This is a genomic window from Stenotrophomonas sp. YJH_SMC_133 (assembly GCF_059370655.1).
This window is the reverse complement of sequence record NZ_JCAFTW010000012.1, coordinates 96,895-111,406: the sequence shown is the minus strand read 5'-3', so window position 1 is coordinate 111,406 and position 14,512 is coordinate 96,895. Positions and strand designations below refer to the sequence as shown.

Genomic DNA, 14,512 nt, shown 5'->3' with positions numbered 1-14,512 from the left:
CGAATGCAGGGCCGGGCGGTAGAATGCGCCCATGCACGACGCCGTCACCCGCCCGACTCCGCCCTCCGATGCCACTGCCTGGCCGCGCCGCCAGACCCATGCCGTCCAGATCGGCGGAGTCACCGTGGGCGGAGGCAAGCCGGTGGTGGTGCAGTCGATGACCAACACCGACACCTCCGACGTCGCCTCCAGCGTGAAGCAGGTGGCCGAGTTGTGGCGTGCCGGTTCGGAGATGGTGCGGCTGACCGTCAATACCGTGGAAGCCGCTGCGGCGATCCCGCGCATTGTCGACAAGCTGGCGATGATGGGCATCGACGTGCCGCTGATCGGCGATTTCCACTACAACGGCCACCAGCTGCTGACCGCCGAACCGGCATGTGCCGAAGCACTGGCCAAGTACCGCATCAACCCGGGCAACGTCGGCTTCGGCAAGAAGAAGGATCTGCAGTTCGCCCAGCTGATCGAATTCGCCATCCGTTACAACAAGCCGGTGCGCATCGGCGCCAACTGGGGCTCGCTGGACCAGGCCCTGGCGGCGAAGCTGATGGACGAGAACAACCTGCGCGAACAGCCCTGGGACGCCGGCCGCGTGCTGCGCGAGGCGCTGATCCGCTCGGCGCTGGATTCGGCCGAGCAGGCGGTGGAGCTGGGCCTGCCGCGCGATCGCATCGTGCTGTCGGCCAAGGTCAGTGGCGTGCAGGAGCTGATCGCGGTGTACCGCGACCTGGCGCAGCGCTCCGACTTCGCCCTGCACCTGGGCCTGACCGAGGCCGGTATCGGCAGCAAGGGCATCGTGGCATCGTCCGCGGCGCTGGGCGTGCTGCTGCAGGAAGGCATCGGTGACACCATCCGCATCTCGCTGACCCCGGAGCCGGGCCAGTCGCGCACGCAGGAAGTGATCGTCGCCCAGGAACTGCTGCAGACCACCGGCCAGCGTGCCTTCACGCCGCTGGTCACGGCCTGCCCGGGCTGCGGCCGTACCACCTCCGAGTTCTTCCAGGAACTGGCCAAGGTGGTGCAGAACCACGTGCGCGAGAAGATGCCGCTGTGGAAGATCCACCACCCGGGGGCGGAGAACATGACCCTGGCGGTGATGGGCTGCATCGTCAACGGGCCGGGCGAATCGCGTCACGCCAACATCGGCATCTCGCTGCCGGGCACGGGTGAGACGCCTGCGGCGCCGGTGTTCGTCGATGGTGAGAAGAAGGTGACCCTGCGTGGCGACAACATCGCCCAGGAGTTCGTCGCCCTGATCGACGATTACGTCGAACACACGTATGTCCGAAGCGCCGGATAAGCCTGCGATCCTCGCCGCACCGGAGTCCGCCTCCGGCTTCCGCCACTGGATGGCGCGCAACGCCTGGCGCCTGGTCCTGTTGTTCGGTGGCGTGCTGCTGCCGTTGGCAGGCTTTGTTGCCCTGGCGGATGAAGTGCACGAGTTTGAATCGTTCCATTTCGACGCGCCCCTGCTGTGGCAGATGCATGGCCTGCATTCGCCGTGGCTGGACCGCTTCTTCGTGCTCATCTCGAAACTGGGCTACGAGTGGTTCCTGATCCCGGCCGACGTGCTGATCATCGGCGTGCTGCTGGGCTACCGGCGCTGGCGCGAGGCGACCTTCGTCGCGGTCAGCTTCGTAGGGTCGGCGCTGCTGAACATGGGCAGCAAGCAGTTCTTCCAGCGGCAGCGCCCCAGCCTGTGGGAATCGATCGCGCCGGAATCGACGTTCAGCTTCCCCAGCGGGCATGCGATGGGTTCGATGACCCTTGCCGTGACCTTGGTACTGCTCGCCTGGAACACCCGTTGGCGCTGGCCGGTACTGATGCTGGCACCCGCGTTCAGCCTGCTGGTAAGCGTGTCGCGGGTCTATCTGGGGGTGCATTACCCCTCCGACATCCTGGCCGGATGGTGTGCCGCGCTGGTTTGGGTGGTAGGGTGCTATCTGGTCATGTTCAGTCGCCGGCACCCTTGGCGACGTCACGGCCCGCCGCCAGCGAAGGCCAGCGAAGCACCAACACAGGGGGTTTGACGTGGATGGCCCTTGAGGGACGTCTACGTGATAGATCAGTTGTTTCGTTGCAGCAGGTTCTGCAAGACAGGGGGCAAGCACAACGCGCGGTACTGTGATGCGCAAGGCAGATCGCCGATGCCGCATTCCGGACGCGCTTGCAGGGTATCGGCACCCTGCCTAGCTTGACCTGCAATGGCCGCATTCGAAGAGGTACATGAATGACGATTCGAGTCTACCTGGTGGATGACCACGCGCTGGTCCGCACCGGTATGAAGATGATTCTGTCGGGGGAAACCGACATCGAGGTGGTGGGCGAAGCCGAGACCGGCGAAGACGCGCTGCGTGAAGTCCGCCAGCTGCTGCCGGATGTGGTGCTGTGCGACCTGCACCTGCCGGGCGTGAGCGGCATGGAAGTGACCGAGCGCATCGTCCGCAGCCACCGCAATACCCGCGTGGTGATCGTGTCGGTACTGGAAGACGGCCCGCTGCCCAAGCGCCTGCTCGAAGCCGGTGCGGCCGGTTACATCGGCAAGGGCTGCGATGCGCAGGAACTGCTGCGTGCGGTGCGTGATGTGGCGGCCGGTCGTCGCTACCTGGGCACCAGCATCGCGCAGAATCTGGCGCTGTCGACAGTGGAAGGCAATGGTTCGCCGTTCGACAACCTGTCGCCGCGCGAGCTTGAGGTGGCGCTGTTGCTGACCCAGGGCCTGCGCCAGGAAGACATCGCGCGGCGCCTGAGCCTGAGTGCGAAGACGGTGAACACGCACAAGGCGCGGTTGTTCGAGAAGATGGGGATCCACGACAACATCGCGCTGGCGCGGATGGCCAGCCAGTACGGGTTGGTGGATCCGGCACGGCCGCTGTAAGGGGTTCGGCCAACGGCTGAGCCCCTCGCGGTGTGCGGCAGGATTCGTGGGGTTGGCCCTGCGGAGGGATTGCGCAGGGGACGCCGTGAATCCATCCCTGGAGGCTCGGGCGCGCCATCCATGGCGCTTACGCCCCTGCGCAATCCCTCCGCGGGGCCACGGACAGGTTCCGTGCGCGTCCAGCGCGGAATTGAAGAAGGAAGAGCAGGAGCGGGTCGCGTGCTTTGCGCACTCGTCGCCCGGGGTCGGATCCCTTTCCCGGTGGGAAAGGGCTCTGACCCCTGATGATGCCGGAGCCGAGCATGGGCTCGGCTCTGCACCTTTGTCGGGCTCAGTGGCCGCGTACGCGCTGGATGATCTTGGCGGCGTCTGCGGCGCTGGCGCGCACCTTGTCCCATTCGCCGTTGGCGATCCAGTTGCCCGGCACCATCCACGAACCACCGATGCAGACCACGTTCTTCTGCTCGAGGTATTCGGCGGCGGTGTTCTCGGTGATGCCGCCGGTCGGGCACAGCTTCAGGTCCGCCACCGGGCCGGCCAGTCCCTTGATCATTGCCAGGCCACCCACAGCCGTGGCCGGGAACAGCTTGCACACGCGGAAGCCGCGGGCGTAGAGCGACAGCAGCTCGGTCGGGGTGGCCGCACCCGGCACCACCGGCAGCGGTGCAGCGGCCAGTGCATCAGCCAGTGCCGGCGGCGTACCCGGGGTCACCAGGAAGTCCGCACCCGCATCGATCGACTGCTGCATCTGCTCCACGGTCAGCACCGTACCGGCACCCACCACCACGTCCGGCAGCTCGCGCTTGAGCATCGCCAATGCTTCCATCGCCACTGGCGTACGCAGCGTCAGCTCGATCGCCGGCAAGCCACCTTCCAGCAGCGCCGCACTGACCGCCCGCGCCTGGTCCAGCGTATGAATCGTCACCACCGGCAGGATGCCCGCCGCACGCAACAGCTCCGCCGCCTTCACCTGATGTTGTTCGATACCCATGCTTTTGCCCTTGCCTTTTGCTCTTCTTGATTCAGTGGCCGCAGCGCAAATGACGCGCCGGGAATTGTCCAAGGGCAGTAGAGCGCCCTGGCCGGGACCGTGAGCGGCATGGATGCCGCGACCGAGCCCCCATGGATGGGTTTACGGCGTGTCCCGGCCAGGGCGCTCTACTGCCCAGGCCGGGAAGCCTGCCGCGGCTTTTCGCTTCAGGCGTCTTTTGCCTCATGCGGCGCCGCCGCCGCTGCGGCATCGTGCCCCAGCTCATATTCCGCGTCGTACTCCCACGGCCCGCCATCAGCCGCCGCCGGCCCGCACGAAATCGAAATCGCACCCTGATCAGCCGGACCCACCACGCGACGGTTGATCGCGAACAGGTTGCGGCCCAGGTCATGCGCAGCCGGTGCTGTGTTCGGCGCCAGCGGACGTGCCGCCCATTCGGCCGCGTCCACCAGCACTTCCAGCGTGCCAGCCTCGCCATCCAGGCGGATCATGTCGCCCTCGCGGACCTTGGCCAGCGGACCGCCGCGTGCCGCTTCCGGCGTCACGTGGATCGCCGCCGGAATCTTGCCCGACGCGCCGGACAGGCGACCGTCGGTGACCAGCGCCACGCGCCGGCCCTGGTTCTGCAGCAGGCCCAGCAGCGGCGCGAGCGAATGCAGTTCGGGCATGCCGTTGGCACGCGGGCCCTGGTAACGCACCACCGCCACGAAGTCCTGCGGCAGCAGGCCACCGGCGTGCAGCTTGTTCAGCACCTGCGGTGCATCGACCACCACGGCCGGCGCTTCGATCGTGCGGTACTGCGGCTTCACCGCCGACAGCTTGATCAGCGACTTGCCGAGGTTGCCGCGCAGCAGGCGCAGGCCACCTTGGTGCTCGAACGGATTGTCGACGCCACGCACCACCTCGTCATCGGCGCTGCGTTCCAGGCCCGGCAGATAGACCAGCTGGCCATCGCGCAGCTGCGGTTCGCGTGCGTAGTCGGCCATGCCGCCGCGCGCCACGCTGACCAGATCGCCGTGCATCAGGCCCGCCTTGATCAGCTCGCCGAACACGAACGCCGGGCCGCCAGCGGCCGCGAAGCGGTTCACGTCGGCCTCGCCGTTCGGATAGACGCGGGCCAGCAGCGGAATCAGCTGCGACAGTTCGTCGAAATCGTCCCAGGTCAGCACGATACCGGCGGCACGCGCCACTGCGATCCAGTGGATGGTGTGGTTGGTCGAACCGCCGGTGGCCATCAGCGCGATGACCGCGTTGATGATCGCGCGCTCGTCGATGATCCGGCCCAGCGGACGGAAGTCGTCGCCCAGTGCGGTGATGTCCAGTGCACGTTCGGTCGCTTCGCGGGTCAGCGCGTCGCGCAGCGGCGTGCCCGGATTGACGAACGACGCGCCCGGCAGCTGCACGCCCATCGCTTCCAGCAGCACCTGGTTGGAATTGGCGGTGCCGTAGAAGGTGCAGGTGCCGGCGCCGTGGTACGAGGCGGACTCGGCTTCCAGCAGCTCTTCGCGGGTGGCTTCGCCGGCGGCATAGCGCTCGCGCACTTCCGCCTTCTGCTTGTTGGGGATGCCCGGGGTCATCGGGCCGGCCGGCACGAACACCGCCGGCAGGTGGCCGAAGGCCAGCGCACCGATCAGCAGGCCGGGCACGATCTTGTCGCACACGCCGAGGTAGACGGTGCTGTCGAACATGTCGTGGCTGAGCCCGATCGCGGTCGCCTGCGCGATCACATCGCGCGAGAACAGCGACAGTTCCATGCCACCGCGGCCCTGGGTGACGCCGTCGCACATCGCCGGCACACCGCCGGCCACCTGTGCCGTAGCACCGAGCTCGCGGGCGATCTCGCGGATCTGCTCGGGATAGGTCTCGAACGGCTGGTGCGCCGAGAGCATGTCGTTGTAGGCGGTGATGATGCCCAGGTTCGGCGTTACGCCGCCGCGCAGGCGGCTCTTGTCGGTGCCGCCACAGGCGGCGAATCCGTGGGCGAGGTTGCCGCAGCTCAGGCGGCTGCGGAACGGGCCTTCGCGCAGGGAGGCGTCGATCGCGGCCAGGTAGGCGGCACGCGAGGCGGCGCTGCGGCGGATGACGCGCTCAGTGATGGCTTGCAGTTGCGGATGGAGGCTCATTGGCTACCGGCGTTCAAGGTGGCGAGAGGCAAGCGGCGGCAGGGCGCCGCCGCCGACATCAATCAGCCCAGTGGACGCGCAGGCGCGCGCCTTCCAGGTTGATCGCGTTGAGGATCGGGTACTGCTGGGCGTCGTTGCTGTCCAACGCCTGGCGCAGCACCTGCAGCTTCTGCTTGCCGCGCAGCAGCAGCAGGCGCTGGCGGCATTGGCGCAGCCCATGCGGGGTCAGCGTGATGCGCAGCGGCCACTGGTTCGCGCCCGGGCAGCCGGTGGCATCCAGCGCCGCGTAGGGCAGGGTGCTTTCCAGTGCGCGGGCCAGGTCCTTCGAGCCGGGGAACAGCGAGGCGGTGTGGCCGTCGTTGCCCATGCCCAGTGCCACCAGGCTCGGCGGCTGGCTGTGCTGGGCCTGCAGGTTGGCGGTGTACACACATTCCGGCAGGGGTTTGCCAATGCGCACCAGCGGATCGAAATGCGCACCCTCGGCACGCTTGAGCAGGTGCTCGCGCACCAGCCATGCGTTGCTGTCGCGATCCTGCGGCGACAGCCAGCGCTCGTCGGCCAGGCTCACTTCAACCCGGTCCCAGTGCACGTCCAGTTCGGCCAGCGCCTGGTAGACCGGTGCCGGCGTGGTGCCGCCGGACAACAGGATGCGGGCGCGGCCCACTTCATTGATGTCGTGGTTGAGGGTCTGCGCCATCTCGGCGGCTACCGCTTCGATCCAGCCGTCGGCATCGCCATGGTGGATGAACTCGACGCGGTCGTCGTGGAAGGTGGGGCTCATGCGGCAACTCCAGGTGCGTCACGTTCGGCATCGGCGGCATAGGCGGCGGCGCCCAGCAGTCCGGCATGGGGATGCATCACGGCCAGCGACGGCACCCGCGCCATGATCGAAGAGAACCGCCCCTTGTGTTCGAAGCGCTGGCGGAACCCGGAGTGCTGCAGCGAATCGAGCATCTTCGGGGTCAGTCCACCGGTGAGGAACACGCCGTCCCAGGCGCCTTGGGTCAGTACCAGGTCGCCGGCAATGGCGCCGAACACGGCGCAGAACACATCGACGGTGCGCATTGCCTGCGGATCGCCATGCAGGGCGCGGGCGGTCACGTCCACCGGCTGCAGCTGGCCCGGGTCGATACCGGCCATCTCGCACACCGCGCGATGGATGTTGACCAGGCCGGGGCCACAGATCAGGCGCTCATTGGAGACGCGGCCGAACTGCTCGGACAGGATCTCCAGGATGCGGATCTCCTCCGGCGTTCCCGGCGGGAAGCTGACATGGCCGCCTTCGGTTTCCAGCGGGTAGCAGCGGCCGTGGCGCAGGATCAGGCCACCGACGCCGAGCCCGGTACCGGGCCCGATCACCGCATAGTTGCGTGGCTGCCCCGGCTTGCCCGGCACCCAGGCGGCGCCACCGACCTGGACCACGTCCTCGGGCTGCAGCAGCGAGATCGCCATCGCCTGTGCGGCGAAGTCGTTGATCAGGTGCAGCTCGTCGAAACCGAGCATCGCCGCGGTGCGGCTGCGCGAGATCACCCACGGATGATTGGTGATGCGTGCCTCGTCACCGTCTACGCGGCCGGCCACCGCGAACACGCCGCGGCTGGCGGCAGCGCCGATCTGCTCAAGGTGATGGCGGGCGGCATCGCCAAGCGACGGGAACTCCGCCACTGCGTACTCGCGGATGCTCTCCTTCAGCAATGGCGCGTCCAGCGAGGTGTCGGCCAGGGCGAAGCGGGCGTTGGTGCCACCGATGTCGGCGACCAGCACCGGCTGCGAGTTGGCACTCATGCCGACGCCTCGCTGTCCGGTGCGTCCACGCCCTGCGGCAGGAACTCCGTTGCGTTGCTCGGGCCCCATTGGCCGGCGGGATAGGGTTCCAGCGGCAGCTTGGCCTCCTTCCAGGCGTCGGCCACGCTGTCGATCCACGCCCAGGCGGCGCGCACTTCGTCGTCACGCACGAACAAGGTGTGGTTGCCGTTGAACGCATCCAGGAACAGGCGTTCGTACGCGATGCGGCGATGCAGGCCGGTCGGCACCGACAGTTCCAGTTCCAGCGGATGCAGTTCCAGCGCACCCCATTCCGGGCCGGCCAGGCTGCTCATCAGTCCCAGTTCGATGTTCTCCTGCGGCTGCAGCTGGAACACCAGGCGGTTCGGTGCGGCCTGGGCGCGCTGCGGGCGCTCGAACAGCCAGTGGGTGACCGGCTTCAGCGTGACCACCACGCGGGTGGTGCGCTCGGGCAGGCGCTTGCCGGTGACCAGGTGGAACGGCACGCCGCTCCAGCGCCAGTTGTCGATGTGCGCGGTGACGCCGGCGAAGGTTTCCACGTCGCTGCCTTCCGGCGGCTGGTAGGCCTGCGCCGGCTGGCCGTTGATGGTGCCGGCGGTATAGCGGCCGCGGATGCTGTCACGCGCGGCGTGCCTGGCATCGAGCGGACGCAGCGCGCGCAGCACCTTGACCTTCTCGTCGCGGATGCGATCGGCTTCCAGCGAGGCCGGCGGCTCCATCGCCACCATGCACAGCAACTGCAGGATGTGGCTCTGCACCATGTCGCGCAGTGCGCCGGAGCGGGCGTAGTAGGCGTCGCGGCCATCCACGCCTTCGCTCTCGGCCACCAGGATGTGCACTGATTCGATGTAGTTGCGGTTCCATACCGCTTCCAGCAGCGTGTTACCGAAGCGCAGCGCGATCAGGTTCTGCACTGCGGCCTTGCCGAGGTAGTGGTCGAGGCGGAACACGCGGTCCTCGTCGATCCACTGGCCGATGGTGCTGATGATTTCCTCGGCGCTCTCGCTGTCGCTGCCGATCGGCTTCTCCAGCATCAGGCGTGCCGGCGCGGCGAGGGCGCCACCCTTGGCCAGGCCTTCGCAGGTGGAGATGTACAGGCCCGGCGGAATGGCCAGGTAGCTGACGCACTTGCGATGCACCAGATCGGAGACGGCGGCGGCGACAGAGTCGACGTCGCGCAGGTCGACCGAACGGTAGTCGATGCGGCGCAGCAGGCCGTTGATGTCGTCCTGCGAGGCCATCGGCATGGCCTGCTGCAGGCGCGGGCGCAGGATGTCATGGAAGGCTTCGGTGTCATGCCCGGACAACGCCAGTGCGCGGATGCGGAAGTCCTCCGGCAGCAGGCCGTCGCCAAGCAGGCGAAGCAGCGAAGGGAACAGGTAGCGCTGGGCCAGATCACCTGTGGCACCGAACAGGAAGAGGGTGTCGTGCATCGCTCGAGTTTCAGATCCGGGTGACATCGTTGTCAATCGCTTCATGGCTGGGTTCGGGGGACATCCGCGCAACTGCCTGTCCGAGGTTCGTTGGGGGCGTTCTCCGGGGCACCGGAAGACCGTTCCATTCGAAACCACTACCCCGGCGGAACCTTCGTTCAACCGCCGACGCAGATCGGTGCGCACCGATCATCGGATAGTGCCACGTGAAAACGTTTACATGGCAGAATGGGCAACTGTATTCGATTGCAGTGCTCGCCGTCATGCGGCAAGCGCGCAATCATCACTGCCATCGGGAGGGCCGAGGCAGTCCCAAAAGACAGCCCGGCTTCGGGCGGATCGGATAGGTGATATGGCAAAAGTGCAGTTGCAGGGTGTGCGCAAGGTCTATGACAACGGCCAGGTCGCGGTGAAGGACGCCACCTTCGAGGTCGCCGATGGCGAGCTGATGGTGCTGGTCGGTCCCTCCGGCTGTGGCAAGTCGACCCTGCTGCGGATGGTGGCTGGCCTGGAAGAGATCAGCGGCGGCACGCTGACCATCGGTGATCGCGTGGTCAACGATGTGGCGCCGAAGGATCGCGACATCGCGATGGTGTTCCAGAGCTACGCGCTGTACCCGCACATGACGGTGGCCGAGAACCTGGCCTTCGGCCTGAAGCTGCGCGGCCATGACAAGGCCACCATCGACAAGCGCATCGCCGAGGCGGCGCAGACGCTGGGCCTCACCGAGATGATGGACAAGCTGCCCAAGGCGATGTCCGGCGGCCAGCGCCAGCGTGTTGCGCTGGGCCGGGCGCTGGTGCGCGAGCCGGCGGTGTTCCTGCTTGACGAGCCGCTGTCCAATCTGGATGCCAAGCTGCGCCACAGCGTGCGTACCGAAATCGCGCAGCTGCACCGCAAGCTGGGCACCACCATGATCTACGTGACGCACGATCAGGTCGAGGCGATGACCCTGGGCCAGCGCATCGTGGTGCTGAAGGACGGCATCATCCAGCAGATCGATACGCCGATGGCGCTGTACGACCGCCCGGCCAACCTGTTCGTGGCCGGCTTCCTCGGCAGCCCGGCGATGAACGTGCTGCGCGGCACGCTGCAGGGCGACGCCGGCGGCGTGACCGTGGTCGACGGCGAGTGGCGTGCACCGCTGGGCCAGGCCACGATCGATCCGGCATGGCTGCAGAAGCCGATCGCGGTGGGCGTGCGTCCGGAACACCTGCAACCGGCGGTCGCCGATGATACGCATGCATTCACCGCGCGCATCGAAGGCATCGAGCCGGTCGGCAACGAGATCTTCGTCAACCTGAGCAGTGGCCAGCACGCGCTGACCATGCGCGTGGCGCCGCAGGCGCTGCCGGCGGTGGGCGAGCAGATCCGCGTGGCGATCCACCCGCAGGGCCTGCATTTCTTCAGCGCGGAAACCGGCGAGCGCCTGTAACGGGTAGTGCCGGCCGCTGGTCGGCAGCCTCAACCGTGCTTGGTTGCCGGCCAGCGGCCGGCACTACCATTTCAGGCGTGCGGACCAACGGTCCGCACCCACCAGTGCAGATCCCCACCAACCTGCTTCAGCGTGCCAATCCATCCAGCAACGGCACGCGCTGCGCGATGGCATCACCCACCTGCAGGTCAGCATCACCGGCCTCCAGTGGCAGCACCGCCAGTGCCAGGTCGCCGGCCACGCAGGCGATCGTGCCCAGCGCCGCGCCATCCTGCTGCACGCCATCGCCGGCCTGTGCCGGTGCTGCGGTATGCAGCAACTGCACCGCGCGCTTGGCCTTGCCGAGGAAGTGGGTGCGGGCGACGATTTCCTGTCCGGGATAGCAGCCCTTCTTCACGCTGTAGCCGTTCAGGCGGTCCAGGCCCAGCTGCTGCGGGGTCCACACCTCGCGCTGGCCTTCTTCCAGCCGCGGCAGCCCGTAGCGCAGGTCGGCCTGGCGCCAGGCCAGGGCGAAAGCGGCCTCATCGGTTTCGCTGCCGGCTGCAAAGGCATCGGCGGCGCCAATGCGCAGGGTGCGCGGCAGGGCATCGCTGCCCAGGTCCAGTTCCCAGCCATCACCTGCGGCCTGCGCAATCGCAGCGCCGCTGGCGGCCTCGGGCGCAGTGAATGCCCCGGCCGCCGCCAGATCATCGCGCACCAGCACCTTCACCTTGCGGCGGAACACGAAGCGCTGCAGTTGCGACGCAATCGCATCGGCATCGCCATCCGCCAGCACCAGCATCAGGTGGTCGTCGGCCAACCGCAGCAGCTGGAACACCGCCAGGGTGCGGCCCTTGGCGCTCAACCAGGCACTCCACTGCCAGTGCAGCAGGGGCAGGGCGGTGACATCGCTGCTGAACTGGGCGTGGGCAAAGACAGCCGCATCCGGGCCCTGCAGGCTCAGCAGCTGGTGGCCGGGCAGGCGCGGATATCCGACGAAAGCAGGGGGCAGGTTGTCAGGCACGTGAACGAGGTCTAAAATTTGTGCGTTGCGAGACCGAACATGATAGGCCAAACAACCCCCACTCCCGACGACGAATCTGAAGCCCCGCTGGTCCCCGCGGCACCCGTGCCCGTGGAACAGGAAAAAGCAGAAGAATTCGGCGGCCGCGGCGGACTTGATCCGGTGCGGTATGGCGATTGGGAGAAAAACGGACGCTGCATCGATTTCTGATCAGCATTGAGCCAACGCGGCCGCGTGCCGCCCAGCCGAGACAACGAGCCCAGCGAATGGCGACCAGACAACGCCCACTTTCCCCGCACCTTCAGGTGTATCGCTGGCAGATTCAGATGGCCACCTCGATCCTGCATCGAGCCACTGGCGTCTTTCTGTCTGTTGGTGCCCTCATCATCGCTGCCGGCCTGCTGGCCCTGATGATGGGGCCCGAGTCCTGGAACTGCTTCACCGGCCATGCCGGGGCCTGGTATGGCCGCGTGTTCCTGTTCGCGTGGACATGGTCGTTCGCCTATCACCTGTGCAATGGCATCCGCCATGTGGTGCAGGACTTCGCCATCGGCTTCAGCATCCCCGCCTTCATCCGCAGCAGCTGGCTGTCGGTCACCGGCAGCCTGGTGATCACCCTGCTGGTGTGGGCCTATGTGATGTTCGGAGGTGCCGCGTGAGCAAGTTCCGTACCCCGTTGAAGAACGTGCGTGGCCTTGGCTCGGCCAAGACCGGCACCGAGCACTTCGTGCATCAGCGCCTGACTGCCGCCGCGCTGGTGGTGCTGGGTATCTGGTTCCTGGTCTTCGTGCTGGGCCTGCTGGGCTCGGACTACGCGACCGCCGCCGCCGCCGTGGCCAAGCCGTGGAACGCAGTGCCGCTGATCGGCCTGCTGATCGCCATGTTCTGGCACGCGCAGCTCGGCATGCAGGTCGTGCTGGAAGACTACATCCACGAATCGCTGCTGGCCCTGGTGCTGCAGACCGCGGTGAAGTTCGTCGCCGTGCTCGGCATGATCGTCAGTGTGTTTGCGGTGGGCCGCATCGCCCTCGGCGTTGCCTGAGCCCAGGCACCAACACAGGAATCCAGATTAGATGTCCGCTTACAAGATCACCGAACACAAGTACGACATGGTCGTGGTCGGCGCCGGCGGCGCCGGCCTGCGCGCCACGTTCGGCCTGGCCGCCAAGGGCCTGCAGACCGTGTGCCTGACCAAGGTCTTCCCGACCCGTTCGCACACCGTTGCCGCCCAGGGCGGTATCTCGGCCGCACTCGCCAACATGGGCGAAGACGACTGGCGCTACCACTTCTTCGACACCATCAAGGGGTCGGACTGGCTGGGCGACCAGGACGCCATCGAGTACATGTGCCGTGAGGCCATCCCGGCCATCATCGAGCTCGAACACTACGGCGTGCCGTTCTCGCGCACCGCCGAAGGCAAGATCTACCAGCGTCCGTTCGGTGGCATGACCACCAAGTACGGCGAAGGCCCGGCGGCGCAGCGTACCTGCGCGGCGGCCGACCGTACCGGCCACGCGATGCTGCACACCCTGTACCAGCAGTCGCTGAAGCACGATGCGCGCTTCATGATCGAGTACTTCGCGCTCGACCTGATCTTCGACGACGAAGGCGCCTGCCGCGGCGTGCTGGCCCTGGACATGTCCGACGGCACCCTGCACCTGTTCCGCGCCCAGGGCGTGGTACTGGCCACCGGCGGCTACGGCCGTGCCTACTTCAGCGCCACCTCGGCGCACACCTGCACCGGCGACGGTGGCGGCCTGGCCATGCGTGCCGGCATTGCCATGCAGGACATGGAGTTCGTGCAGTTCCACCCGACCGGCATCTACGGCGCCGGCTGCCTGATCACCGAGGGTGTCCGCGGTGAAGGTGGCATCCTGCGCAACAGCAGCGGCGAGCGCTTCATGGAGCGCTACGCGCCGCACTACAAGGACCTGGCCTCGCGCGACGTGGTCAGCCGTTCGATGACCATCGAGATCCGCGAAGGCCGCGGCGTCGGCGAGCACAAGGACCACATCCTGCTCGACCTGACCCACCTCGGCCCGGGCGTGATCGACGACAAGCTGCCGGGCATCGCCGAAAGCGCCCGCATCTTCGCTGGCGTCGACGTGCACAAGCAGCCGATCCCGGTCATCCCGACCGTGCACTACAACATGGGCGGCATCCCGACCAACTACCACGGCGAAGTGGTGCAGAAGGTCGGCGACAACGACAATGCCGTGGTGCCGGGCCTGTACGCCATCGGTGAAGCGGCCTGCGTGTCCGTGCACGGCGCCAACCGACTGGGCTCGAACTCGCTGCTGGACCTGGTGGTGTTCGGTCGTGCGGTGGCCAACCGCTGCGCCGAGACCATCAAGCCGGGCGCATCGCACAAGCCGCTGCCGGCCGATGCCTGCGACAAGGCGCTGGGCCTGCTGGACAAACTGCGCCACGCCAACGGCGATACCCCGACCTCGGTCATCCGCGATCGCATGCAGCGCACCATGCAGGCCGACGCGGCCGTCTTCCGCACCAGCCAGACGCTGAAGGAAGGCTGCGAGAAGATGGACAAGATCTTCGACTCGTTCCAGGACGTGAAGGTCTCCGACCGTTCGCTGGTGTGGAACTCGGACCTGATCGAGACCTACGAGCTGAACAACCTGCTGCTCAACGCGGTGGCGACGATCAACTCGGCCGAACAGCGCAAGGAAAGCCGTGGTGCGCATGCGCACGAGGACTATCCGGACCGCGACGACGTCAACTGGCAGAAGCACACCCTGGTCAGCGTCGACGAGAAGGGCAAGTGCAGCTTCGACTACCGTCCGGTGCACATGTACACGTTGACCGACGACGTGTCCGTGGTGCCGCCGAAGCCGCGCGTGTACTGATCC

At 67.1% G+C, this 14,512-nt stretch carries 14 protein-coding genes; 8 read left to right on the top strand and 6 right to left on the bottom strand.

What is annotated here, in order from left to right; all coding sequences use genetic code 11:
- Window positions 1-31 precede the first annotated feature (31 nt).
- The 3 genes from ispG to AC5P78_RS17375 all read left to right on the top strand — a co-directional run bounded on the left by ispG (window position 32) and on the right by AC5P78_RS17375 (window position 2,875).
- Window positions 32-1,297, top strand: a complete 1,266-nt coding sequence (gene ispG / locus AC5P78_RS17385) for a flavodoxin-dependent (E)-4-hydroxy-3-methylbut-2-enyl-diphosphate synthase (protein ID WP_005409065.1) — start codon at window positions 32-34, stop codon at window positions 1,295-1,297.
- On the top strand, window positions 1,278-2,027 hold the full coding sequence (locus AC5P78_RS17380) for a phosphatase PAP2 family protein (RefSeq protein WP_005409066.1): 750 nt from the start codon (window positions 1,278-1,280) through the stop codon (window positions 2,025-2,027). The genes ispG and AC5P78_RS17380 overlap by 20 nt, the downstream gene beginning before the upstream one ends.
- 200 nt (window positions 2,028-2,227) lie before the next feature.
- Complete coding sequence (locus AC5P78_RS17375) at window positions 2,228-2,875, top strand: response regulator (RefSeq protein WP_005409067.1); 648 nt, start codon at window positions 2,228-2,230, stop codon at window positions 2,873-2,875.
- 331 nt (window positions 2,876-3,206) lie between these two features.
- Here the strand turns inward: AC5P78_RS17375 and eda are convergent, their stop codons facing one another.
- The 5 genes from eda to zwf all read right to left on the bottom strand — a co-directional run bounded on the left by eda (window position 3,207) and on the right by zwf (window position 9,207).
- Window positions 3,207-3,866 carry a bifunctional 4-hydroxy-2-oxoglutarate aldolase/2-dehydro-3-deoxy-phosphogluconate aldolase gene (eda, locus tag AC5P78_RS17370; protein ID WP_005409068.1) on the bottom strand — a complete coding sequence of 220 codons (660 nt, stop codon included), beginning with the start codon at window positions 3,864-3,866 and terminating at the stop codon, window positions 3,207-3,209.
- A gap of 206 nt (window positions 3,867-4,072) precedes the next feature.
- Window positions 4,073-5,989 carry a phosphogluconate dehydratase gene (gene edd, locus AC5P78_RS17365; RefSeq protein ID WP_005409069.1) on the bottom strand — a complete coding sequence of 639 codons (1,917 nt, stop codon included), beginning with the start codon at window positions 5,987-5,989 and terminating at the stop codon, window positions 4,073-4,075.
- Window positions 5,990-6,047: 58 nt separating this feature from the next.
- Window positions 6,048-6,770, bottom strand: coding sequence for a 6-phosphogluconolactonase (pgl, locus tag AC5P78_RS17360; RefSeq protein WP_005412970.1), 723 nt, complete (start codon window positions 6,768-6,770; stop codon window positions 6,048-6,050).
- Window positions 6,767-7,774, bottom strand: a complete 1,008-nt coding sequence (glk, locus tag AC5P78_RS17355; protein ID WP_005412971.1) for a glucokinase — start codon at window positions 7,772-7,774, stop codon at window positions 6,767-6,769. Before glk ends, pgl begins: the two co-directional genes overlap by 4 nt.
- On the bottom strand, window positions 7,771-9,207 hold the full coding sequence (zwf, locus tag AC5P78_RS17350; protein WP_005409072.1) for a glucose-6-phosphate dehydrogenase: 1,437 nt from the start codon (window positions 9,205-9,207) through the stop codon (window positions 7,771-7,773). Before zwf ends, glk begins: the two co-directional genes overlap by 4 nt.
- A 352-nt stretch (window positions 9,208-9,559) precedes the next feature.
- Between zwf and AC5P78_RS17345 the strand changes: the two genes are divergently transcribed.
- Complete coding sequence (locus tag AC5P78_RS17345; RefSeq protein WP_076739262.1) at window positions 9,560-10,642, top strand: ABC transporter ATP-binding protein; 1,083 nt, start codon at window positions 9,560-9,562, stop codon at window positions 10,640-10,642.
- A 127-nt stretch (window positions 10,643-10,769) separates the two neighbouring features.
- Here the strand turns inward: AC5P78_RS17345 and ygfZ are convergent, their stop codons facing one another.
- Window positions 10,770-11,645 carry a CAF17-like 4Fe-4S cluster assembly/insertion protein YgfZ gene (gene ygfZ, locus AC5P78_RS17340; protein WP_043035021.1) on the bottom strand — a complete coding sequence of 292 codons (876 nt, stop codon included), beginning with the start codon at window positions 11,643-11,645 and terminating at the stop codon, window positions 10,770-10,772.
- A gap of 39 nt (window positions 11,646-11,684) precedes the next feature.
- Between ygfZ and AC5P78_RS17335 the strand changes: the two genes are divergently transcribed.
- From AC5P78_RS17335 to sdhA, 4 genes are read left to right on the top strand one after another with little or no spacing between them, the layout of a single operon-like run.
- The gene (locus AC5P78_RS17335; protein WP_005409075.1) at window positions 11,685-11,855 is read left to right on the top strand and encodes a DUF1674 domain-containing protein; all 171 of its coding nucleotides are present in this window, start codon (window positions 11,685-11,687) and stop codon (window positions 11,853-11,855) included.
- A gap of 56 nt (window positions 11,856-11,911) precedes the next feature.
- Window positions 11,912-12,304, top strand: coding sequence for a succinate dehydrogenase, cytochrome b556 subunit (gene sdhC, locus AC5P78_RS17330; protein ID WP_005409076.1), 393 nt, complete (start codon window positions 11,912-11,914; stop codon window positions 12,302-12,304).
- The gene (gene sdhD / locus AC5P78_RS17325) at window positions 12,301-12,687 is read left to right on the top strand and encodes a succinate dehydrogenase, hydrophobic membrane anchor protein (RefSeq protein ID WP_005409077.1); all 387 of its coding nucleotides are present in this window, start codon (window positions 12,301-12,303) and stop codon (window positions 12,685-12,687) included. Before sdhC ends, sdhD begins: the two co-directional genes overlap by 4 nt.
- A gap of 31 nt (window positions 12,688-12,718) precedes the next feature.
- Window positions 12,719-14,509, top strand: a complete 1,791-nt coding sequence (gene sdhA, locus AC5P78_RS17320) for a succinate dehydrogenase flavoprotein subunit (RefSeq protein WP_005409078.1) — start codon at window positions 12,719-12,721, stop codon at window positions 14,507-14,509.
- Window positions 14,510-14,512: the final 3 nt, after the last annotated feature.

Bases quoted from the DNA above. Each gene is read 5' to 3' on its own strand.
- ispG (WP_005409065.1), top strand. From the start codon at position 32: ATGCACGACGCCGTCACCCGCCCGACTCCGCCCTCCGATGCCACTGCC.
- AC5P78_RS17380 (WP_005409066.1), top strand. From the start codon at position 1,278: ATGTCCGAAGCGCCGGATAAGCCTGCGATCCTCGCCGCACCGGAGTCC.
- AC5P78_RS17375 (WP_005409067.1), top strand. From the start codon at position 2,228: ATGACGATTCGAGTCTACCTGGTGGATGACCACGCGCTGGTCCGCACC.
- eda (WP_005409068.1), bottom strand. From the start codon at position 3,866: ATGGGTATCGAACAACATCAGGTGAAGGCGGCGGAGCTGTTGCGTGCG.
- edd (WP_005409069.1), bottom strand. From the start codon at position 5,989: ATGAGCCTCCATCCGCAACTGCAAGCCATCACTGAGCGCGTCATCCGC.
- pgl (WP_005412970.1), bottom strand. From the start codon at position 6,770: ATGAGCCCCACCTTCCACGACGACCGCGTCGAGTTCATCCACCATGGC.
- glk (WP_005412971.1), bottom strand. From the start codon at position 7,774: ATGAGTGCCAACTCGCAGCCGGTGCTGGTCGCCGACATCGGTGGCACC.
- zwf (WP_005409072.1), bottom strand. From the start codon at position 9,207: ATGCACGACACCCTCTTCCTGTTCGGTGCCACAGGTGATCTGGCCCAG.
- AC5P78_RS17345 (WP_076739262.1), top strand. From the start codon at position 9,560: ATGGCAAAAGTGCAGTTGCAGGGTGTGCGCAAGGTCTATGACAACGGC.
- AC5P78_RS17335 (WP_005409075.1), top strand. From the start codon at position 11,685: ATGATAGGCCAAACAACCCCCACTCCCGACGACGAATCTGAAGCCCCG.
- sdhC (WP_005409076.1), top strand. From the start codon at position 11,912: ATGGCGACCAGACAACGCCCACTTTCCCCGCACCTTCAGGTGTATCGC.
- sdhA (WP_005409078.1), top strand. From the start codon at position 12,719: ATGTCCGCTTACAAGATCACCGAACACAAGTACGACATGGTCGTGGTC.